This is a genomic window from Streptomyces sp. NPDC046349 (genome assembly GCF_055587885.1).
Window position 1 is genome coordinate 48,120 of sequence record NZ_JBVJFK010000007.1, and the last position, 21,111, is coordinate 69,230.

Genomic DNA, 21,111 nt, shown 5'->3' on the forward strand with positions numbered 1-21,111 from the left:
GAGGGACACTCATGGCGATCGATCTGGACAAGGTGCTCGACAAGGCGTGGGCCGACAAGCCGCTGGCCGACGTGCTGGCCGCTCCCGTGGCCGCGCTGAAGGGCGTCAGCGAGAAGGACGGCGAGCTGCTGCACGAGGCGTTCGGCGTCAGGACCGTCGCCGACTTCGGGCAGCTGAAGTACGTACGGTGGGCGCAGGCGCTCGTCGCGCTGAACCAGACCGTCAAGGTGTAGTCGCCCTCCGGCGGTGCGGGTACTCGGGGTACGCGGATCCGACCGGAGAAGGCCGCACGTGAGAAGGCCGTCCTCCCCACCCGCTGAAGCGGAGGAAGGACGGCCTTCGCCGTCGACGGGGACAGCCGGCGGGCTACTCCGCCTCACCCTCCAGGTTGCCCTCGGTGTCCAGGTACACCTGGCGCAGGGACTCCAGGACCTGCGGGTCCGGCTTCTCCCACATGCCGCGGGACTCCGCCTCCAGCAGGCGCTCCGCGATGCCGTGCAGGGCCCACGGGTTGGCCTCCTCCAGGAAGGCGCGGTTGACGGGGTCCAGGACGTACGTCTCGGTGAGCTTGTCGTACATCCAGTCCGCGACCACGCCCGTCGTGGCGTCGTATCCGAAGAGGTAGTCGACCGTGGCCGCGAGCTCGAAGGCGCCCTTGTAGCCGTGGCGGCGCATCGCCTCGATCCACTTCGGGTTCACGACGCGGGCGCGGAAGACGCGTGAGGTCTCCTCGACCAGGGTGCGGGTCTTGACCGTCTCCGGGCGGGTGGAGTCGCCGATGTACGCCTCGGGGGCAGTGCCGCGCAGGGCGCGGACCGTGGCCACCATGCCGCCGTGGTACTGGAAGTAGTCGTCCGAGTCCGCGATGTCGTGCTCGCGGGTGTCCGTGTTCTTCGCCGCGACCGTGATCCGCTTGTAGGCCGTCTCCATCTCGTCCCGGGCGGGCCGTCCTTCGAGGCCTCGGCCGTAGGCGTAGCCGCCCCACACCGTGTAGACCTCCGCCAGGTCGGCGTCCGTACGCCAGTCGCGGGAGTCGATCAGCTGGAGGATGCCCGCCCCGTACGTGCCCGGGCGCGAGCCGAAGATGCGGGTCGTCGCGCGGCGCTCGTCCCCGTGCAGGGCCAGGTCCGCCAGGGCGTGCGCGCGGACGTAGTTCTCGGACTCCGGCTCCTCCAGCGAGGCGGCGAGCCGGACCGCGTCGTCCAGCAGCCCGATCACGTGCGGGAACGCGTCGCGGAAGAAGCCCGAGATGCGCAGCGTCACGTCGATGCGGGGCCGGCCCAGCTCCACGAGCGGGATCGCCTCCAGCCCGGTCACGCGGCGCGAGGCCTCGTCCCAGACCGGCCGGACGCCGAGCAGCGCCAGGGCCTCCGCGACGTCGTCGCCCGCCGTGCGCATCGCGCTCGTGCCCCACAGGGACAGGCCGACCGAGGCCGGCCACTCGCCGTTGTCGGTGCGGTAGCGCGTGAGCAGGGAGTCCGCCAGGGCCTGGCCCGTCTCCCACGCCAGGCGGGACGGGACGGCCTTGGGGTCGACCGAGTAGAAGTTGCGGCCCGTCGGCAGGACGTTGACCAGGCCGCGCAGCGGCGATCCCGAGGGGCCGGCCGGGACGAACCGGCCGTCCAGGGCCGCGACCACGTGCGCGATCTCGTCCGTCGTGCCGGCCAGGCGCGGGACCACCTCGCGGGCCGCGAAGGACAGCACCTCCGCGACGTCCGCCGGCTGGTCCGCCGCGACCGAGGCGACGGCGTCCGGCGCCCAGTCGGCGTCCTCCATCGCCTGGACCAGGGCGCGGGCCTGCTCCTCGATGTCGTCCGCGGACGTACGGGTGGCCTTCGACTCGTCGAGGCCGAGGGCCTCGCGCAGCCCGGGCAGGGCCGTCGTACCGCCCCAGATCTGGCGGGCGCGCAGGATCGCGAGGACGAGGTTGACCCGGGCCTCGCCCGTCGGGGCACCGCCCAGGACGTGCAGACCGTCGCGGATCTGGGCGTCCTTGACCTCGCACAGCCAGCCGTCGACGTGCAGCAGGAAGTCGTCGAAGCCGTCGTCGTCCGGCCGCTCCTCCAGACCCAGGTCGTGGTCGAGCTTCGCCGCCTGGATCAGCGTCCAGATCTGGGCGCGGATCGCCGGCAGCTTCGCCGGGTCCATCGCGGAGATCTGGGCGTACTCGTCCAGGTGCTGCTCCAGGCGCGCGATGTCGCCGTACGACTCCGCGCGCGCCATCGGCGGCACCAGGTGGTCGACCAGGGTGGCGTGCACACGGCGCTTGGCCTGGGTGCCCTCACCCGGGTCGTTGACCAGGAACGGGTAGACCAGCGGCAGGTCGCCGAGGGCGGCGTCGGGTGCGCACGCCGCGGACAGGCCCGCGTTCTTGCCCGGCAGCCACTCCAGGTTGCCGTGCTTGCCCAGGTGGATCATCGCGTCGGCGCCGAAGCCGCCGTCCTCCGCGCGCGCCTGGATCCAGCGGTACGCGGCCAGGTAATGGTGCGAGGGCGGCAGGTCGGGGTCGTGGTAGATCGCGATCGGGTTCTCGCCGAAGCCGCGCGGCGGCTGGATGAGGATCAGGAGGTTCCCGCGGCGCAGGGCGGCCAGGACGATGTCGCCCTCGGGGTTCGCCGAGCGGTCCACGAACATGCTGCCCGGGGCCTCGCCCCAGTGCTCCTCCACGCTGCCCCGCAGCTCGGCGGGGAGCTCGGCGAACCAGCGCTTGTAGTCGGCGGCGGGGATGCGGACCGGGTTGCGGGCCAGCTGCTCCTCGGTCAGCCAGTCCTGGTCGTGGCCGCCGGCCTCGATCAGGGCACGGATCAGCTCGTCGCCGTCGCCCGAGACCAGACCGGGGATCTCGGTGACCGGGCCGAAGTCGTAGCCCTCGGCGATGAGGGTGCGCAGCAGCTCCACCGCGCTGGCCGGGGTGTCCAGGCCGACCGCGTTGCCGATGCGGGAGTGCTTGGTCGGGTACGCGGAGAGGACCAGGGCGATCTTCTTGTCGCGGCGCTCGATGTGGCGCAGCCGGGCGTGGCGCACGGCGATCCCGGCGACCCGGGCGGCCCGCTCGGGGTCTGCCACGTACGCGGGCAGGCCGTCCTCGTCGAACTCCTTGAAGGAGAACGGGACGGTGATCAGACGCCCGTCGAACTCGGGCACGGCCACCTGCGTCGCCGCGTCGAGCGGGGAGAGGCCCTCGTCGTTCTCCTCCCAGGCGGCTCGGGAGCCCGTCAGGCACAGGGCCTGCAGGATCGGCACGCCGAGACCGGCGAGCGCGCCCGCGTCCCAGGACTCGTCGTCGCCGCCCGCCGAGGCGGTGGCGGGCTTGGTGCCGCCGGCCGCGAGGACGGTGGTGACGACCGCGTCCGCGGAGCCCAGGGCCGCGACGAGCTCCGGCTCCGGGCTGCGCAGGGAGGAGACGTAGAGCGGGACCGGCCGGGCGCCGTGGGCCTCGACGGCCTCGCAGAGCGCGTGCACGAAACCGGTGTTGCCGCTCATCTGGTGGGCGCGGTAGTAGAGCACGGCGACCTCGGGGCCGTCCGTCCGCTGTGCGGTGCGCTCCAGCGGGCCCCAGGTGGGGGCGGCGGCGGGCGGCTCGAAGCCGTGGCCGGTGAGCAGGACGGTGTCGGAGAGGAACCGGGCCAGCTGCTCGAGGTTGGCGGGGCCGCCGTGCGCGAGGTAGGCGTGCGCCTCTGCCGCGATGCCGATCGGAACCGTCGAGGCCTCCATCAGCTGGGCGTCCGGCGCCTGTTCGCCGGTGAGGACCACGACCGGGCGGGTCTGGCCGGGGGCCAGCAGCAGGTCCAGGCCGTCCTGCCAGGCCCGCAGGCCGCCGAGGAGGCGTACGACGACCAGGTCGGCACCCTCGAGGAGGCCGGGGAGGTCGTCGAGGGGAAGGCGGGAGGGGTTCGCGAACCGGTACGGGACGGGGGCGTCCGCCGTGTTCGCTGCGCGAGCGCTGAGCAGATCGGTGTCGGACGTCGACAGCAGCAGGATCATGCGGCGGCAGGCCTTCCTCGGGGTTTCCGCGCCCCGGGCAGTGAGGACAGCGGGAGTTCCTGACTCACCCGGCCCAGTGGCGCTGCCGGGTTCACAGTGGCGGGACCGCGCCGGATTCGCACCGGGCTTCCTCCCATGTCGCCGTCCTCGGCGACGGCGGACCGTATGGGCCGCCGGAGGGTCATCCTAGGTGGCGTTCGTGGTGGTCGGGAGTGGGGGTGGCTCCGCCGGTGGGGCGGGGTGCGGTGGGCGGGTGCGGTGGACGGGTGCGGCGCCGTCGCGGGGGCTCTGCCCCCGGACCCCCGCGCCTGAGACGCCGGCGGGGCTGGAAGGTGCCGGCGGGACCGGAAGGGGGCGGGGCGGCGGGAAGGTGCCATCGGGACCGGCAGGGCCGGCGGGCTTCACAGGGGGCTGAGGGGGCGACGGGGCCGGAGGGGCCGAAGTGGCCGGCGGGCGGGTCCGGGCGGTGGGGGGTGGACCGAGCGGCGGGGCGGGGGGATGGGGTTGAGAGCGGGCGGCGCGTGACGGAGGGTGGCGGCGGACACAGTTCCGGTGAGGGGAAACGTGGGTATGCTCGCCGCCATGCCCCAGCCGCCCTCCGCCGTATCGCGGGACGAACCCGTCATACGGGACCGTGGTGACGCCTGCCCCGGCGCGCTCAGGCTCCACCCGGCGGACGACGGGCACCTCGCGCGCGTCCGGATCCCCGGCGGGGCGCTGACCGCCCACCAGGCCTCGCTCCTCGCGTCGGCCGCCGACCGGTTCGGCGACGGGCACCTCGAACTCACCTCCCGCGGCAACGTGCAGTTGCGAGGCCTCTCCGACGGCTGCGGCGCCGGCCTCGCCGCGCTGCTGGACGCCGCCGGTCTGCTGCCCGCGCCCGGGCACGAACGCGTACGCAACATCGTGGCCACCCCGGCATCGCAGGACGTCCTGCCCCAGGTGCGCGAGCTCGACCGGCTGCTGTGCGCGAACGCCCGCGTCACCGCACTGTCCGGCCGGTTCCTGTTCGCCGTCGACGACGGGCGCGGGGACGTGGCCGCCCTGGAACCCGACATCACCGTGCTCGGGCGGCCCGGCGACCGGGCACTGGTACGCCTCGGGGCGGCCGCCGGCGCCGTGGCCGTCGCCGCGCGGGACGCCCCGCGGGCCGCGCTGCTCGCCGCCGAGTACTTCCTCGACGCCGCGGACGCGGCCGGTACCCGAGCCTGGCGCGTGGCCGAGCTGCCTCCCGGACACACCCTGGAGGAGCGGGAGTTCGCCGTCCGCCTGGCCGCCGCGGGCATCGACACGGCCCGCGCCCCCGAGGTGGACTGGCCGTACACCGCCCCGCCGCCGCCCGGCCCGCACGATCCCCTCTGCGTCCTGCCCCCGTTCGGCCGGCTGAGCAGCGACCAGTGGAGGGTCCTGGTACGGGCAGCGGAGAGCGGCGACGGCATGCGGATCACCCCGTGGCGCACCGTCGTCCTCCCGGGCGCCCCGGACCCGGCCCCCCTGGCGGCCGCGGGACTCGTCGTCTCCGCGGACAGCCCCTGGCGGTCCGTCACCGCCTGTACCGGGCGCCCCGGTTGCGCGAAGTCCCTCGCGGACGTACGCGCCGACGCGCGCGCCCTCGTGGAACGGGCGCGGGGGCCGCTGCCCGTGCACTGGTCCGGCTGCGAGCGCCGGTGCGGCCACCCGCGGGGAACGCAGTGGGTGGACGCCCTCGCCACCCAGGACGGATACCGGCTCTCCGTGGGCGGACGCAGCCTGCCGCACCGGCCGGACCTGGCGGCCGCCCTCACGGCCGCACGCGAGACCACCTCATCACCCCAGAGTCCGAAGACGCAGTGAAGAAATGAGCGAGTACACCGTGTTTGAGTACGAGAAGGACGGCGCCGCGATCTACCGCCAGTCCTTTGCCACGATCCGCGCCGAGGCGGATCTCTCCGGGCTGCCCGCCTCGGTCGCCCAGGTCGCGGTGCGCATGATTCACGCCTGCGGGATGACCGACCTCCCGCAGGACCTGGGGTACACCCCCGAGGTGGTGCTGCGCGCCCGCGCCGCGCTGGAGGCGGGCGCACCCATCCTGTGCGACGTCCAGATGGTCGCCAGCGGTGTCACCCGCAAGCGGCTGCCCGCCGACAACGACGTGATCTGCACGCTCTCCGACCCGGCGGTCCCGGAGCTCGCCGCGAGGATGGGCACCACGCGCAGCGCCGCCGCCCTCGAAGTGTGGCGCGATCGGGGCCTGTTGGAGGGCTCGGTGGTCGCTGTCGGCAACGCGCCGACCGCGCTGTTCCGGCTGCTGGAGATGATCGAGGAGGGTGCGCCGCGCCCGGCCGCCGTCATCGGCGTGCCCGTCGGCTTCATCGGCGCCGCCGAGTCCAAGGACGCCCTCGCCGCCCACCCGTCCGGCCTCGACCACCTCGTCGTGCGCGGCCGCCGGGGCGGCAGCGCCATCGCCGCGGCCGCCCTCAACGCCATTGCGAGCGTGGCCGAATGAGCGACGCCCAGCCCAAGGGCCGCCTCTACGGGGTCGGGCTCGGCCCCGGCGACCCGAATCTGATGACCCTGCGGGCCGTCGAGGTGATCGGCGAGGCGGACGTCGTGGCCTACCACAGCGCCCGCCACGGCCGGTCCATCGCCCGCTCGATCGCCGCGAAGCACCTGCGTGACACCCACATCGAGGAGCCGCTGGTCTACCCGGTCACCACCGAGACCACCGACCACCCCGGTGGCTACCAGGGCGCGATGGAGGAGTTCTACGAGGCCGCCGCCGCCCGGCTGGCAGCCCACCTGGACGCCGGCCGCACCGTCGCCGTGCTCGCGGAGGGCGACCCGCTCTTCTACAGCTCGTACATGCACATGCACAAGCGGCTCGCCGACCGGTACGACACCGAGGTCGTTCCCGGTGTCACCTCGGTCAGCGCCGCCGCCGCCCGGCTCGGCACCCCGCTCGTGGAGGGCGAGGAGGTCCTGACCATCCTCCCCGGCACACTGCCCGAGGAGGAGCTGACCGCCCGTCTGGCCGCCACCGACTCGGCGGTCGTGATGAAGCTCGGCCGGACCTTCCCCGCCGTGCGCGGCGCGATGGAGAACAGCGGCCGGCTCGCCGAGGCCCGCTACGTCGAACGCGCCACCATGGAGGGCGAGCGCACCGGCGTCCTCGCCGACACCGACGCCGCCAGCGTGCCGTACTTCGCCGTCGCCGTGGTGCCCAGCCGGATCGGCAACCCGGGCAGCGTGCCGTCCGGCCCCGGGGAGGTCGTCGTCGTCGGCACCGGCCCGGCCGGACCGCTGTGGCTCACCCCGCAGACCCGGCGTGCCCTCGCGGACGCCGAGGTGCTGGTCGGGTACACGACGTACCTGGACCGGGTGCCCGTCAAGCCGGGCCAGGTCCGGCACGGTTCCGACAACAAGGTGGAGTCGGAGCGCGCCGAGTTCGCCCTCGACCTGGCCCGCCGCGGCAAGCGGGTGGCCGTGGTCTCCGGCGGCGACCCGGGCGTCTTCGCCATGGCGACGGCAGTCCTGGAGGTCGCCGGGCAGCCGGAGTACAAGGACGTGCCCGTACGGGTCCTGCCGGGCGTGACCGCAGCCAACGCGGCGGCCGCCGCGGCCGGCGCCCCCCTCGGCCACGACTACGCGACGATCTCGCTGTCCGACCGGCTCAAGCCGTGGGAGGTCATCGCGGAGCGGCTGCGCGCCGCCGCCGCGGCCGACCTGGTGCTCGCCCTCTACAACCCCGGCTCGCGCAGCCGGACCTGGCAGGTGGCCCAGGCCCGCGCACTGCTGCTGGAACTGCGCTCGCCGCAGACCCCGGTGGTCGTCGCCCGGGACGTGGGCGGCCCCGAGCAGTCGGTGCGGATCGTCACGCTCGCCGAACTGCAGCCGTCCGAGGTCGACATGCGCACGATCCTGCTGATCGGCTCCTCGCAGACGCAGGTCACCGAGCGGTCCGACGGGTCGCGGATCACGTGGACGCCGCGCCGCTACCCGTGACCGGGCAGCCCGACCGGTGGCTCGGCCCGGGGTGCTTTCCCCACCCCGGGCCCGGCCCCTTCACGCCTGCTGGCGCAGCAGGCCGAGTACCGCGGCCACCGATTCCGCCTCCGCCACGCCCTCCGGGACCGGGGGGCGGCGCACCACGAGGACCGGGATGCCGGCCTCGCGGGCGGCTGCCAGTTTGGGGGCCGTGGCCGAGCCGCCGCTGTCCTTCGTCACCAGGACGTCGATGCGGTGGCGGGCCAGCAGCTCCCGTTCGTCATCCAGCGTGAACGGGCCCCGTGCCAGCAGGACTTCGAGTCGCGTGGGGACCGGCCCGGCCGGCGGGTCCACCGAACGCACCAGGAACCAGAGGCCGTCGAGACCCGCGAAGGTGTGCAGGCCCATCCGGCCGGTGGTCAGGAACACCCGGCTGCCGAGGCCCGGCAGCAGGCCGGCGGCCCCGGCCAGGGAGTCTGCGAACGTCCACGCGTCACCGGGGCCGGGCTGCCAGCCGGGGCGGCGCAGCGCGAGCAGCGGTACGCCCGAAAGCGCCGCCGCCGCGGCCGCGTTGAAACTCATGCGCTCCGCGAAGGGATGGGTGGCGTCCACGACCCGGGTGACGCCGTGCGCGCCGATCCATGCCGCCAGTCCGCCGGGCCCGCCGAAGCCGCCGATCCGCGTCTCGCCGGGCGGCAGCACGGGCGAGGTGACCCGCCCCGCCAGGGAGGTCGTCACCCGGTAGGAGGGGTCCCGCGCCAGCTCCTCCGCCAGGCGGCGGGCCTCCGTGGTGCCGCCCAGGATCAGGACGTGGGGCGCAGCCCCGTCAGCAGACATGCCGGTCGCGCTCGGGGGAGTACAGGTGGCTGTCGCGGAACTGCTCCGCGCCGAGCGTACGTCCGACCACGATGACGGCGGTGCGGACCAGCCCGGCCCCCTTCACCTGGCCGGCGATGTCGGCGAGGGTGCCGCGCAGGATCAGCTCGTCGGGGCGGCTGGCCATCGCCACCACCGCGACCGGGCACTCGGCCCCGTAGTGCGGCAGCAGCTCGTCGACCACCCGGTCCACGTAGCGGGTGGCCAGGTGCAGGACGAGCAGCGCACCGCTGCGGCCCAGGGTGGCCAGGTCCTCGCCGGGCGGCATGGGGGTCGCCTGCTGGGCGATCCGGGTGAGGATCACCGTCTGGCCGACGGTGGGCACCGTCAGCTCCCGCTTGAGGGCGGCGGCCGCGGCGGCGAAGGCCGGCACGCCCGGGACGACCTCGTAGGGGATGCCGGCCGCGTCCAGCCGGCGCATCTGCTCGGCGACCGCGCTGAAGATCGACGGGTCGCCGGAGTGCAGCCGCGCCACGTCCCGACCCGCCTCGTGGGCCTGTACGCACTCGGCGACGATCTCGTCCAGGTTCAGCTGCGAGGTGTCGACGAGGCGGGCGTCCGCCGGGCACTCGGCGAGCAGCTCGCGCGGCACGAGGCTGCCCGCGTACAGGCAGACCGGGGCGGCGGCGAGGGTCCGGGCACCGCGCACCGTGATCAGGTCGGCGGCGCCGGGGCCCGCGCCGATGAAGTACACGGTCATGTCTGATCCTTCTCCTTGGTGTCCGCGTCCGTCCGGGTTGCCGTAGCCGGCTTCGTCACCGACCACTGGGTGACCGCCATGGCCTGCCGCCAGCCCGTGAAGCCGCCGACCGGCACGGCGTGCGCGACGGCCAGCTTCACCAGGTCGCCGCCGTGGCGCCGGTAGCGGTCGGCCAGGACCGCCTCCGACTCCAGGGTGACGGTGTTGACCACCAGCCGGCCGCCGGGGGCCAGCGCGGCCCACACCGCGTCGAGCAGGCCCGGAGCGGTCAGCCCGCCGCCGATGAAGACCGCATCGGGGGCCGGAAGTCCGGCGAGCGCCTGCGGCGCGGCTCCGACGACGACACGCAGGCCGGGCACGCCGAGCGCCGCCGCGTTGCGGGTGATCCGCGCGGCCCGCTCCGGGACCCGCTCCACGGCCACCGCCCGGCACGAGGGGTGCGTGCGCATCCACTCGATGCCGATGGAGCCGGAGCCGCCGCCGATGTCCCACAGCAGCTCACCGGGGGCAGGGGCGAGCGCGCCCAGGGTCGCGGCGCGCACGTGGCGCTTGGTGAGCTGGCCGTCGTGCTCGTAGGCGGCGTCCGGCAGGCCGGGGGTCGCGCCCAGGCGCGGCCCGTCGTGGGCCGGGTCCCGGCGGCAGTCGACGGCCACGACGTTCAGGGGGTCGCCGGGCGCGTGGTCCCAGCCGTCGGCCGTGCCCTCGTACGCGTCCTCGCGTTCGGAGCCGAGCTGTTCCAGCACCCGCATCCGGCTCGGGCCGAAACCCCGTTCGCGCAGCAGGGCGGCGATCTCTCCCGGGGAGGCGGCTCCGGCGCTGAGCACCAGCACCCGGCGACCGTCGTACAGCGCGGCCGCCAGCCGGGCCGTCGGGCGGCCCACCACGGTGACCACCTCGGTGTCCTCCACCGGCCAGCCCAGGCGGGCGCAGGCGTAGGAGACGGACGAGGGGTGCGGGCGGACGAGAAGGGCGTGCGGCCCGAGCTCCTCGGCGAGGGCGCGGCCGATCCCGTAGAACATGGGATCACCGCTGGCCAGCACCGCGATCCGGCGCCCGGCGTGCTCGGCCATCAGCCTCGGCACGGCCGGCCGCAGCGGGCTCGGCCACGCCACCCGCCGACCGGGGCACTCGGCGGCGGGCAGCAGGTCCAGCTGGCGCGGCCCGCCGATCAGGACCTCGGCCGACGACAGCGACGACCGCGCGCCGGCGGTGAGCCCGGCCCACCCGTCGGCGCCGAGGCCGACGACCGTCACGGGTATGGGGGGCGGTGCGGAGCTCACTGCGCTGTACCTCGGGGCGGGAAGGGGAAAGAGGACGGACCCGCAGCCTACTGGCCTGCGGCTCCGCCGCCCGCGCCCACCCTTGAGAGTCTCGGCACACCCCGGGTTCCGCCCCGGTGGCCCACCGAGCGCAGGTACGACTTCACCCCATGCAGCGGATGTAGAGCGCGGCGGCCAGGCCGTCGAAGCTGCCGAAGTGGTGGTAGAGGCTGCCGAGGCCGACCCCGCTGGCCGAGACGACCGCGTTCACCGTGACGCCCTGCTGGCCGGACCGCGCGACCACCCGCAGCGCGGTGGTCAGCAGCAGGTCGACGGTGGCTTCGCCGCGTTGTTGCTCAGGAGACATGCGCCGGTCCCGTCGGTGTGCCTGGTGCCGCGATGCGGAAAGTGTGGACGGAGCCTGGCAATCCGCTGAAACGGCCGGACCTCTCCGGAACGGGAGCGCACACGGGAGCGGGTCAGGAGTGGGCGGAACGCTCGTAGAGGGCGCGTATGCCGTCGCCGAACCGGATGCTGTACGAGGTCTCGTCGTCGCCGCCGCCGTCGCGTCCGCCGATCACCCCGACGAGGGTGTGCCCGTCGGTCAGAACCGGGCCGCCGCTGGTTCCGTTGGGTACGTCCGCGCAGTCCAGCCGCAGCTGTGTCGGACCGGCGGGGCGGGCGGTGGTCCGGCAGTCCAGCGGCTGCTCGGAGAAGTTCGGATAGCCCACGAGCCGTGCGGGCACGGGAAGTCCGGTCCCGAAGGCGATCGTCGTGGCGCCGGTTACGTCCTCCAGCCGCTGGCCGGGGTATCCGGGCCGGCGCAGTCGGAGGAACGCGATGTCGTAGTCGGGGTCCTGGTCCGCGGTCCAGCGCGGGTCCACGTCGATACGGGTGGGCACCCAGACGCCGTACGGTGCGATCCCGTCCCGGTAGCCGGGGGCGAAGGCGAGGTTGGTGCGGAAGCCGCCGGCGTGCACGCAGTGGGCGGCGGTGGCGACGAGGTCGCCGCCGGGGGAGTGGACCACGACGCCCGAGCAGTGGTGGTCGGGGTCGCCGTCGCTGCCGGGGGAGAAGAGCGCCCCGATCGCGGGTTCGGCCGGTGCGGGGCGGGCCTGAAGCGGATCGGAGGGCTCCCAGCCGGCGGAGCGCCAGTTCACCGCACCGCCCCCGGCGAAGGCCTTGCCGTCCGTGGAGGGTTCCGGGTCCTCGCGGACGATCCCGTCGAGCACGGCCGACGCCGTCCGGTCGGCACGTTCGGGGTCCTGCTGGTAGACGCCCCGGGCGGGATCGCCGTCCGCCCGGGTGGCGGCGATGCCGCGCAGCTCCCAGGCGACGTACCCGACCCCGGCCAGGACCAGGGTGCACACGAGGCCGACGGCCACGCCGCCCCACGCCGCGGTCCGGCCCCGCTCCCGCCCCTCGACCCTGTTGGACATGTGGCCCCTCCCGCCCGCGTACGCGTCCGACTCTCGGTTCGATGGGGGGAGCGCGGCCCGGGTTCCGAGGCCGGGACGTGTCCGTTCTCACAACCGAGCCTCCCGCCGTGTGCGTGGCATGAGTTGGCCTGCGTATGCCACCCGGCCGCCAAGGGCCGTACGGGCCGTGCTGGGGCCGCACCGGCCGCCGCCCGCCCGGCAGGCCCCGGCCGGGCCCGCCCCGAAACCGGATGCGGGAAGACGCCTGCAGTGGGCAGGGTGACGGGATGGACGACCTGCCCCAGAACGCATCCCCCGACGGCACTCCCGGCCCGGTCACCACCCCGGTCGGGCCGGAACTCCTGCGCGGCGCGCTGGAAGCGGAACGCACCGACCACGGCCTTCTGCCGTACCGGCTGCCCGCCCGGGCCCGCCGCCAAGCCCCCGCCGAACTCACCGAGGTCGTCGCCCAGCCCGCCGGCGTGCGGCTGGCCTTCCGTACCAGGGCCACAACCGTCGAACTGGACGTCCTCGCCACGACGACGGTCTACCGCGGAGCCCCGCAACCCCCGGACGCCGTGTACGAGCTGCTGGTCGACGGCCGCCGCGCGCGCCGCCGACGACCCCCACCTGCACCACCTCGACGGGCGCACCCTGTACGGGGAGGCCGACCACGCGGAGTTGCCGCTGCCCGACGGCCTCCACCCCGACGCCGCCGGGCACCGCCGCATCGGCGAGCGCTTCGCCGCACACGCATTCGGCTCAGCCTGGGCCCGGTGAGGCGGAACCGGGCGTTCCCTACCGCCTCTTGCACGCTCGGCGCTATCGTGCCGGGGCGGAGGGGCGACTGCACGAGGGGGGCGGGGCGGCGATGCGTTTTCTCTTTGTCCACGGCACGGGCGTACGGCGTGAACGGCACGACCGGCTCTTCGCCCTGGTCGCCGAGCGGCTGACGGCCAGATTCCCCGAGGCCGCCGTCGACTCCTGCTACTGGGGCGACCGCTTCGGGGCGACCCTCGGCGCCGGCGGCCGGTCCGTACCCGGCCTGAAACCCGCGGCGGGAGCCGCACCGCACACGCCCGACGGGATCGACGCGGAGACGGCCGAATGGGCCCTGCTGCTCGCCGACCCCCTGTGCGAACTCCGGGTCCTCGCCGAGGCCGGCTGGCCCGGCGGGCCCGAGGGCGGGGACGACGACGCCTTCGCGATGCCCGGAGTACAGCCCGCCGGTACCCGGGTGCTCGCAACTCTGGCCGGCTTACCCCCGGCGCCGCCCCATCCCGGGGACGAGCTCGGCGCCCTGCTGCACGGAACCGGCCTCGCCGCGGACTACCCCGCCGCCCTGGACGCCGCCGCCCGCTCCGCGGAGGCGGCACGCGCCGCCGGACGCGCCACCGGCGAACCGCAGGCGCGGGAGCTGGCCACCGCCCTCGCCCGGGCCGTGGCCGCCGGCACGCTCGCCGCCGCCGGAGCCGACGCCCTCTGCACCGGCGCCGAACGCGACCGGCTCGTGGAGCTGCTCACCACCCGCCTCGGCGGCGACGCCCGGGTGCCCGGAGCCCGCGCGGCCGCCTTCCTCGGCCGGCTCGCCCTGCGGGTCACCACCCAGCCCCTGCTCAACGCCCGGCGGGGCTCCCTCACGGCCGGAGCCACCCCCGCGCTCGGCGACATCCTGCGCTACCAGGCCCGCGGCCACGAGCTGCGGGAGTTCCTGCTCGCCCGCATCGCCGCCGCCCCGGGGCCGACCGTGCTCATCGGCCACAGCCTCGGCGGGATCGCCCTCGTGGACCTCCTCGCCCTCGCCGCCGCCCGCGGCGAAGCCGCCCCCGGCGCGGAACTGCTCGTCACCGTCGGCTCCCAGGCCCCCTTCCTCTACGAGCTCGGCGCCCTGACCTCGCTCGAACCGGGCGCGAAGCTCCCGTACGGCTTCCCGCGCTGGCTCAACGTCTACGACCGCCAGGACGTGCTGTCCTACCTCGCCGCACCCGTCTTCCCCGGCGATCCGCGCATCACCGACCACGAGATCGGCAGCCGCCAGCCCTTCCCCGCCTGCCACAGCGCCTACTGGAAACAGGACGCCCTCTACGAACGGATCGAACAGGCGGTGGCCGAAGCGGAGATCGGGTGATCCCCGCCGACTTCCTGCCCCCGGCCCTCGGCCCGCAGCGCACCTTCGCGCTCGTCGCCGGCGTCGAGCGCTACGACATCAGCCACCGCTGGAACCTGCGCGGCCCGGCCCGCGACGCCCTGCGCTTCGCCCAGTGGCTGACCGGCCCCGCCCAGGTGCCGGCCGGCAACCTCAGGCTCCTGCTGTCCCCGCTCGACGAGCCCGACGCCCTCGACTGGCCGGACTCCCCGGCCATGGCCGCCCTGCGGACCGCGTACCGGCCGGCGACCGAGGAGAACGTCAAGACGGCGCTGCTCGACGAACTCCCCCAGTGCGACGGCGACCTGCTGTGGATCTTCTGGGCCGGGCACGGCTACCTCGGGCCGCGCCAGGAGCTGATGCTGCCCTGCGCCGATGCCCGCCCCAGCCAGATCCGGCACCTCAACCTCGATTCGGCGCTGCGCTGGTGGCGCACCGACCTCGTCAAACACCGCAGCTTTCCGCTCCAGGCCGCACTCGTCGACTCCTGCCGGGTCGACGTGCCCCGCGACGCCCGCTGGAACTTCGGCAGCACCGACTACGGCGGCGGGAACTCGGTGCCGGGACGCCGGCAGTTCCGGCTCTACGCCTCCCGCGAGGGCGAGGCCGCGCAGAACGACGCCGAGCGCGGCGCAGGCCGCTTCACCGAAGCCCTCCTCGCGGAACTCGGCACGCGCTCCGTACGGGACAGCGTCAGCGGGCTGCCGACCGCCGCCCGCAGGATCCACCGCACCTTCCAGGAACTGCGCGAACGCGGCGGGGGCTGGCAGCTCCCGCAGTTCCTCGTCGACCGGGACTGGGACGCCTGCTCCTTCCTCGACGACGACCCGACCGCCCTCGCGCCGCACCGCGCGGCCCGGCTCGACCAGCAGGCCTGGGACGGCCTCGGCGAGCTCTTCGAAGGCCGCGAACTGCCGCGCTGGGCCTACGAGGCCTACGCCTGGGCGTTCAAGGCGGCCGGCTGCACCACCCCGGTCGGCGGCGGCCTGCCGGGCGACGGCCTCCTGGAAGTCGTCCAGGACCTGGACGAACGCCAGGGCGGACGCGGCGGGATGCCGCTGGCCGTGCCCTTCGTACGGTTCCTCGCGGACCGGGCCGGTACGGGGGGCGACGCGGCGTGGGCAGGGCGGCTGAAGGACTGGGTGCACGCCACCCGCGAGCGGCTCGCCCTGCCGGTGCTGCCCCCGCCCCCGCCCCCGGCGCGCACGACGGTCGTGCACGTCGGGCTGGAGCCGCCGCCGGACGGCGGGCCCGGTTTCCGGGCCCGGATGTGGCTGAGCGGCGAACGCACCGAGCAGATCTGGGAGTCGGACGGCACCCCCGTGCGGCTGGACGCCGTACGGGAGGAACTCCGGCGGCAGCTCGCCCTCATCGGCGCTGCGCCGGCCGACGGCGGCGAGGCAGGGCCGCGGACCCGCGGCGGCGTCGACCGCATCGAGTTCCACGTGCCGTACGAGCTGCTCGACACCGACTTCGACCAGTGGCCGATGCCCCGCGGTCCGGCCGGCCGGCACCGCGCCCTCGGCCTGCTCCACCAGGTCGTCGTGCGGTGCCCGCAGGAACGCGCGGACACGCGGGCCGAATGGCAGACCAGCTGGCGGTGGCTGTGCACCCGCGGCGGCCGGCACCCCGAGGCCGTCCGGGTGGTCCGGGAGGCCGAGGTCACGGACGCGCTGGGGATGGAGCTGGCCGAACGGCCGGCACCCGCGTGCGTCCTGGCCCACACCACCGCAGCCCCGCACGCCGGACTGCTGGAAGCCGTACTCGAGGGCGGCGTCCCGGTCGCGGTGTGGCGGCGCGGGGGCGGAGCGCCGGCGCGCCCGCTCCTGGACCTGCTCGCACCGGTCGGGCCGGACGGCCGCCCGGACCCCGGCGCACTGGACGTACTGGCACTTCCCGCACGCGTGCGGGAAGTGCGCCGGGCGGCCGCCGGCGCCGCTACGAGCGCCGGACGCGCCGCGCAACAACCCTCAGGGGAAGACCAGTTGGTGCTCCTGTGGGACGATCCCGACGACATACCGGGCTTCCGGTCCCTGGCCTGACCCCGACCACTGACAGACGGCGACACGACGATGGAGGCAGAGGCAGTGGTGAAGGACTGGTGGCTGTACCAAGGGACCGGTGGGGGCGCCGACCGGCGCGCCCGCCTGGAATCCGGATCCCCGCCGCCCTGGCGGGACTTCACCGGCACCCCCGACCCCGGATACGAGCCCCCCGCGTGCGAGGGCCCGGCCTGGGAGCGCACACGGCGGCGCGGCGAGGGCTACGTCCCCGACGAGCAGGAGAAGGACGTCGTCAACACGGCCCTGCACCTGCGCAGGCCCCTGCTGATCACCGGGAAGCCGGGCGTGGGAAAGTCCACCCTCGCCTACAGCATCGCCTCGGACCTGGACCTGGGGCCCGTACTGCACTGGCCCATCACCAGTCGGACGGTCCTGCGCGACGGGCTCTACCTGTACGACGCCATCGGCCGCCTCCAGGAGGCCGGCCTGGAGCAACTGCGCAGGCCGGCCGATCCGGCCGGCGCCGCCTCCGCACCCGGATCCGCACCCGAGCCCGCCCACGCGCCCTCGATCTCCCGCTACCTGCGCCTCGGGCCGCTGGGCACCGCCCTCCTGCCGCAGGACCGGCCCCGCGTGCTGCTCGTCGACGAGATCGACAAGAGCGACATCGACCTCCCCGGCGACCTCCTGACCGTCTTCGAGGACGGCGGCTTCGTCATCCCCGAACTGGCCCGCCTCGCACAGGAGGACCCCACCGTCGCCATCGGCACCGACGACGACCCGGACGCCGCCGTACGCATCACACAAGGCCGCGTGCAGTGCCGGTACTTCCCCGTCGTCGTCCTCACCAGCAACGGCGAACGCGACTTCCCGCCCGCCTTCCTGCGCCGCTGCGTCCGCCTGCACCTGGAACCGCCCGACGAGGAGAAGCTCGCCCTCATCGTGCGCCGCCGGCTCGGCATCGACGTCGAGGCCGGCGGGGAGTACCAGGAACTCGTCCGGGACTTCATCGACCGCGCCGGGGACGGCGACCTCGCCACCGACCAGCTCCTCAACGCCATCCAGCTGCGCCTCGCGGGAGCCTGGTCCGCCCCCGGCGACCGTGACCGCTTCCTCAAGACCGTCATGCAGCACCTGACCGGGCCCACGGCGTGATCGAGGAGCTGCTCGCCGCCCTCGCCGACGGCGCCGAGGACGCCGGCCCGCGTCCCGGCATCGGGGCGGAGGAGATCGCCGACATCCTGTGGCTGGCCGCCCGCGTGGATCCCGCCGGGCCCCGCGCGCCCGCAGTGGCGCCGGGCGACTTCGCGGGCGCACCGCCCGGGGCCGCCGCCCCGCCGGCCCCCGATGCCGCGAGGGTGTCCGGCGGCCCGCCCGAAGGGCAGCCGGCCGTCAAGATCTTCCCCGCCTCCGTACCCGACCCGGCCGGCAAGCCGGCCGGCGACGGCGCCGGCCGCCGGGGCTCTCCCGTGCGCCTGCCCCGCGCAGCCTCCCTCGACGACCCGCTCGCCCTGATGCGCGCCCTGCGCCCCGTGGGCCGGCGTTCCATCGGCGGCCCCGGGGAGGAACTGGACGAGCAGCTCACCGTCGAGCGCAGCATCGAGCGGATGGTGCCGACGCCCGTCCTGCGGCCGGCCGAGAGCCGCTGGCTGGACCTGGCGCTGGTCGTCGACACGCACCACTCGATGCTGCTCTGGGCGGACCTCGTGGACGAGCTGCGCCGTGTGCTGACCCGCAGCGGGGTCTTCCGCGACGTACGCACATGGCGGCTGACGGGCACCGGCTCCGGCGCCACCCCGATGCTCACCCGCGGCCGCTCCGGCGCCCCGCGCAACCCGCTGGAACTGGCCGACCCCGCCGGCCGCAGGCTGATCCTCGTCCTCTCCGACACCGTGGCGGGCGGCTGGCGCGAGGCCGCCGTGCAGGGCGTGCTGCGGCACTGGTGCGCGCACAACGCCGTGGCCGTGCTGAACGTCCTGCCCGAACGGCTCTGGACGCGCGGCGCCGTCCGACCCGTCCCCTTCGCCGTCCGCGCGGACCGGCCCGCGGCCGCCACCCGCTCCTGGCAGCGGGCGGCGACGGCCCGCCGCTCCCGCCCCGGCCGCCGGCGCGCACCCGACGTCGTCCCCGTGGTCGGCGTCGCCCCGGGCAGTCTGGCCCGGCTGGTGCGGGTGGTCTCCGGGGACGGCCGCTGGCGGCGCCTGGCCTGCCTGCGGCTGGACGCGGAACCGGAGCCGGAGCCGGGGGCGGGCGTGGCCGAAGCCTCCCCGGCCGGTCCGCACAGCGCGCTGGAGGTGGTGGAACGCTTCCGCGCGAGCGCCTCCCCGACCGCTCAGCAGCTCGCCGCGCACCTGGCCGCCGTACCGCTGACCCTGCCCGTCATGAACCTGGTCCGGCGCTCCCTGCTGCGGGACTCCGAGCACGGCCACCTCGCGGAGGTCGCCCTCGGCGGGCTGTTCGCACCCTGGGACCACGAACGGAACGCCGAGGAGGTGGAGTTCGCGTTCCTGCCGGGGGTCCGGGAGGCGCTGCTCGGCTCACAGCTGCGTGGAGACGTGGCCGCCGTACGGGAACTGGTCCGCCGCCGCGTGTGGGAGTACATGGCCCGCAGCCGGGGCACCGGGCCGGACTTCTCCGCGACCCGCGTCACCGACGGGCGGCAGGGCCGCCGCGGCGTCGCCGAGGGGGCCCTGCCCTTCGCGGCGCGGCCGCCGCAGGACCCCGGGCTCGCGGACCGGGTCGTACGGGTCCGCTACGACCCGATGCCCGAGCCGCAGGAGGTGGGCACCCTGCTGACACCGCGCCTCGTCCTCACGGTCGGGGACGCGCCGCTGCCCTCCGGGACGCCGGCATGGGTGCGGGCCGGCGACCGGGAGGCCGCCTGCCGCGCGGTGTGGTCGGACGACGCCCTGCCCCGCGTCTTCCTCCTGCTGGCCGACGAAGACCTGGCGGACCCCGCGCCCTGGTCGGAGGCGACGCCCTGGGCGCAGGCGGATCCCCAGGTGCTCCGCGTGCGGGTCGACGGCGTCACGGACCAGGGCCGCCCCGTCGCGCTGACGGGCGAAGCGGTTCCGTACGCGGGCGACCGCAACGGCGAGCTCGTCCGGCTCTCCCCGGAACCGGAGGCCTGGACCCACTACCGCGGCGGCCCCGTCTCCCACGAGGGCGCCCTGCTCGGAGTCGTCCACGGCGTCTGGCCGGACCGCATGGTCTTCCTGTCCGGCCGCGCCCTGCTGGAACAGCCCGGCTTCCGGGCGGCGATGGCCGAGCACGGGCGGGTCCGCCCGGCGGTGAGCCCCTACGTCTGCCTGGCCGTGCGGCCCGGTGACGACGGCGTGCACCCGGTCGGGGGCTCGCCCCACACCGAGGCGGTGGAACTCCTGAAGGCGCTCGTCGCGGACACGGGCCTCACCGAGCGGCTGGCGGGCAGCGGTCCGGGAGAGCCTCTCCTCCTGCTGCTGGAAGGACCGGGAGCGCTCGCCAAAGCCGGTCGGCTGCTGGCCGAACTCCCCGATGCCATGGCCCGGTTCTCGAGCCGGACGGCGGACGGCGGTCTCCTCCCGCTCGACGTCGCCGTGGCCATGGGGCCGATGGGACCGGTCCTGACGGACGGCGACCTCGCCGGGGTGCCCACGTCGGAGGCCGCCCGGATCGTCCGTCATCCCGGGATGGCCGACCGGCGCCGGCTGCTCCCGGCATCCCTCGCCGTCGCGCTGTCGCAGCCCGTGTACGAGGCGCTCGGCGACCTGGTCGGTCCCACGGCGACGCGCGCCCTCGCCCCACTCGGCGGCAGGAGGCAGGGCTGGTTGTGCACAGGCGCTCCGCAGGACCTCGGCGAGGCACTGGCAGAGGCGGGAGGGTCGCAGGACGGGGGCGTCGCATGGCCGGTGTGCGGCCGCCGAGCCGTGGACGACCTCCGCGCCCCGTGCACGGGGATCCGGCTGCCCGGCCACGACCGGTGCCTCGCCCATCTCGAGCCCGAGGAGGAACACGCGTACCTGCGGACCCTCAGGCCCGGCTCCCCGGTGGACTTCCGGGGCACCACCTTCAAGGAGGGGATGCTCCAGCGGCTCCTGGACGCCTTGCGGGCATCGCGCTCGCAGCCCGTCACGATGGGCGCGGCGGCCTTCGACCACGCCACCTTCGTGGACGACTGGAACGAGGGCGGCATCGAGTTCCTGGCCCGTACGTCGTTCACCCGCGCCGTTTTCGCCGGGCGGGCCAGGCTCGGGAAGTCGACCTTCACCGGCCCGGTCTCCTTCGACGGGGCGGTGTTCCTCGGCGTCGGCGACTTCGACCACAGTACGTTCCACCGCGCGAGCAGCTTCCGCCGTGCGCACTTCCGCGGAACGGCCGGCTTCTCGGGCGGTGCCTTCCTGGACGAGGTCTCCTTCGTCCGGGCGGTGCTGGAGGCCTCGGCGGACCTGAACGGGATGCAGGTGGCCGGGAGGGCGGACTTCTCCCGCGCCCTGTTCTGCGGCCTGACCGGGCTGAGCGGCGCTTCCTTCGCCGGACCGGTCTCCTTCGCCGCCACGACGTGGGAACTGGGACTGGTGTCCACCGGTGCCGTGTTCGAAGGGCCGGTGCAGTTCGGCGGAGCCACGTTCCGGGGCCGGGTCCGTCTGGAGCAGCTGCGCCTTCCCGGGCCGCCCGGATCCGCCTTCGAGGACCACAGCGGTCGCTGGGCCGTCCACCAGCGCCCGGACGACACCTGGGACATCCACCGGCTGGGCACCGGGGAGCAGTGAACGGGCGGGCGTCC

At 75.2% G+C, this 21,111-nt stretch carries 13 protein-coding genes, 3 pseudogenes and 1 riboswitch; of the genes and pseudogenes, 10 read left to right on the top strand and 6 right to left on the bottom strand.

Annotation, left to right across the window (positions count from 1 at the left end; genetic code table 11):
- Positions 1–11: 11 nt before the first annotated feature.
- Positions 12–233: a hypothetical protein gene (locus ACZ6JS_RS17660; protein ID WP_030853833.1), complete on the top strand. Its 222-nt coding sequence runs from the start codon at positions 12–14 to the stop codon at positions 231–233.
- Positions 234–366: 133 nt separating this feature from the next.
- Here ACZ6JS_RS17660 and cobN read toward each other — a convergent pair whose 3' ends face one another.
- Complete coding sequence (cobN, locus tag ACZ6JS_RS17665; RefSeq protein WP_469298871.1) at positions 367–3,984, bottom strand: cobaltochelatase subunit CobN; 3,618 nt, start codon at positions 3,982–3,984, stop codon at positions 367–369.
- 40 nt (positions 3,985–4,024) lie between these two features.
- Positions 4,025–4,152, bottom strand: a riboswitch (cobalamin riboswitch).
- A 414-nt stretch (positions 4,153–4,566) separates the two neighbouring features.
- Between cobN and ACZ6JS_RS17670 the strand changes: the two genes are divergently transcribed.
- The 3 genes from ACZ6JS_RS17670 to ACZ6JS_RS17680 are packed head-to-tail and all read left to right on the top strand — an operon-like array spanning position 4,567 to position 7,965.
- A complete protein-coding gene (locus tag ACZ6JS_RS17670; protein WP_469298873.1) occupies positions 4,567–5,817 on the top strand; it encodes a cobalamin biosynthesis protein CobG in 1,251 nt (416 codons plus the stop codon).
- A 4-nt stretch (positions 5,818–5,821) separates the two neighbouring features.
- Positions 5,822–6,469, top strand: a complete 648-nt coding sequence (locus ACZ6JS_RS17675) for a precorrin-8X methylmutase (protein WP_183069263.1) — start codon at positions 5,822–5,824, stop codon at positions 6,467–6,469.
- Positions 6,466–7,965 (top strand): precorrin-2 C(20)-methyltransferase, encoded by a 1,500-nt coding sequence (locus ACZ6JS_RS17680; protein ID WP_469298874.1) that lies wholly within the window; start codon positions 6,466–6,468, stop codon positions 7,963–7,965. Before ACZ6JS_RS17675 ends, ACZ6JS_RS17680 begins: the two co-directional genes overlap by 4 nt.
- 60 nt (positions 7,966–8,025) lie before the next feature.
- On the opposite strand, the gene ACZ6JS_RS17685 is transcribed toward ACZ6JS_RS17680, so the two are convergent.
- From ACZ6JS_RS17685 to ACZ6JS_RS17705, 5 genes and pseudogenes are all read right to left on the bottom strand, one after another.
- Positions 8,026–8,784 (bottom strand): cobalt-precorrin-6A reductase, encoded by a 759-nt coding sequence (locus ACZ6JS_RS17685; RefSeq protein ID WP_469298876.1) that lies wholly within the window; start codon positions 8,782–8,784, stop codon positions 8,026–8,028.
- Positions 8,774–9,523 carry a precorrin-4 C(11)-methyltransferase gene (gene cobM, locus ACZ6JS_RS17690; protein ID WP_469298877.1) on the bottom strand — a complete coding sequence of 250 codons (750 nt, stop codon included), beginning with the start codon at positions 9,521–9,523 and terminating at the stop codon, positions 8,774–8,776. Before cobM ends, ACZ6JS_RS17685 begins: the two co-directional genes overlap by 11 nt.
- Positions 9,520–10,803: a precorrin-6y C5,15-methyltransferase (decarboxylating) subunit CbiE gene (cbiE, locus tag ACZ6JS_RS17695; protein ID WP_469298879.1), complete on the bottom strand. Its 1,284-nt coding sequence runs from the start codon at positions 10,801–10,803 to the stop codon at positions 9,520–9,522. The genes cobM and cbiE overlap by 4 nt, the downstream gene beginning before the upstream one ends.
- A gap of 145 nt (positions 10,804–10,948) precedes the next feature.
- Positions 10,949–11,149: pseudogene (locus ACZ6JS_RS17700) on the bottom strand (TetR/AcrR family transcriptional regulator); the annotation flags it as partial.
- 112 nt (positions 11,150–11,261) lie between these two features.
- The gene (locus ACZ6JS_RS17705; RefSeq protein ID WP_469298881.1) at positions 11,262–12,221 is read right to left on the bottom strand and encodes a trypsin-like serine peptidase; all 960 of its coding nucleotides are present in this window, start codon (positions 12,219–12,221) and stop codon (positions 11,262–11,264) included.
- A gap of 266 nt (positions 12,222–12,487) precedes the next feature.
- Here ACZ6JS_RS17705 and ACZ6JS_RS17710 point away from each other — a divergent pair.
- From ACZ6JS_RS17710 to ACZ6JS_RS17735, 6 genes and pseudogenes are all read left to right on the top strand, one after another.
- Positions 12,488–12,817, top strand: a pseudogene (locus tag ACZ6JS_RS17710) (lipase); the annotation flags it as partial.
- Positions 12,810–12,980, top strand: a pseudogene (locus ACZ6JS_RS17715) (lipase); the annotation flags it as partial. The pseudogenes ACZ6JS_RS17710 and ACZ6JS_RS17715, both read left to right, overlap by 8 nt.
- A gap of 91 nt (positions 12,981–13,071) precedes the next feature.
- Positions 13,072–14,328: a hypothetical protein gene (locus tag ACZ6JS_RS17720; RefSeq protein ID WP_469298883.1), complete on the top strand. Its 1,257-nt coding sequence runs from the start codon at positions 13,072–13,074 to the stop codon at positions 14,326–14,328.
- The gene (locus ACZ6JS_RS17725) at positions 14,325–16,388 is read left to right on the top strand and encodes a VMAP-C domain-containing protein (RefSeq protein ID WP_469298885.1); all 2,064 of its coding nucleotides are present in this window, start codon (positions 14,325–14,327) and stop codon (positions 16,386–16,388) included. Before ACZ6JS_RS17720 ends, ACZ6JS_RS17725 begins: the two co-directional genes overlap by 4 nt.
- A 30-nt stretch (positions 16,389–16,418) precedes the next feature.
- On the top strand, positions 16,419–17,504 hold the full coding sequence (locus tag ACZ6JS_RS17730; RefSeq protein WP_469298887.1) for an AAA family ATPase: 1,086 nt from the start codon (positions 16,419–16,421) through the stop codon (positions 17,502–17,504).
- Positions 17,501–21,097, top strand: coding sequence for an SAV_2336 N-terminal domain-related protein (locus ACZ6JS_RS17735; protein WP_469298889.1), 3,597 nt, complete (start codon positions 17,501–17,503; stop codon positions 21,095–21,097). Before ACZ6JS_RS17730 ends, ACZ6JS_RS17735 begins: the two co-directional genes overlap by 4 nt.
- The last annotated feature ends 14 nt before the right edge of the window (positions 21,098–21,111 follow it).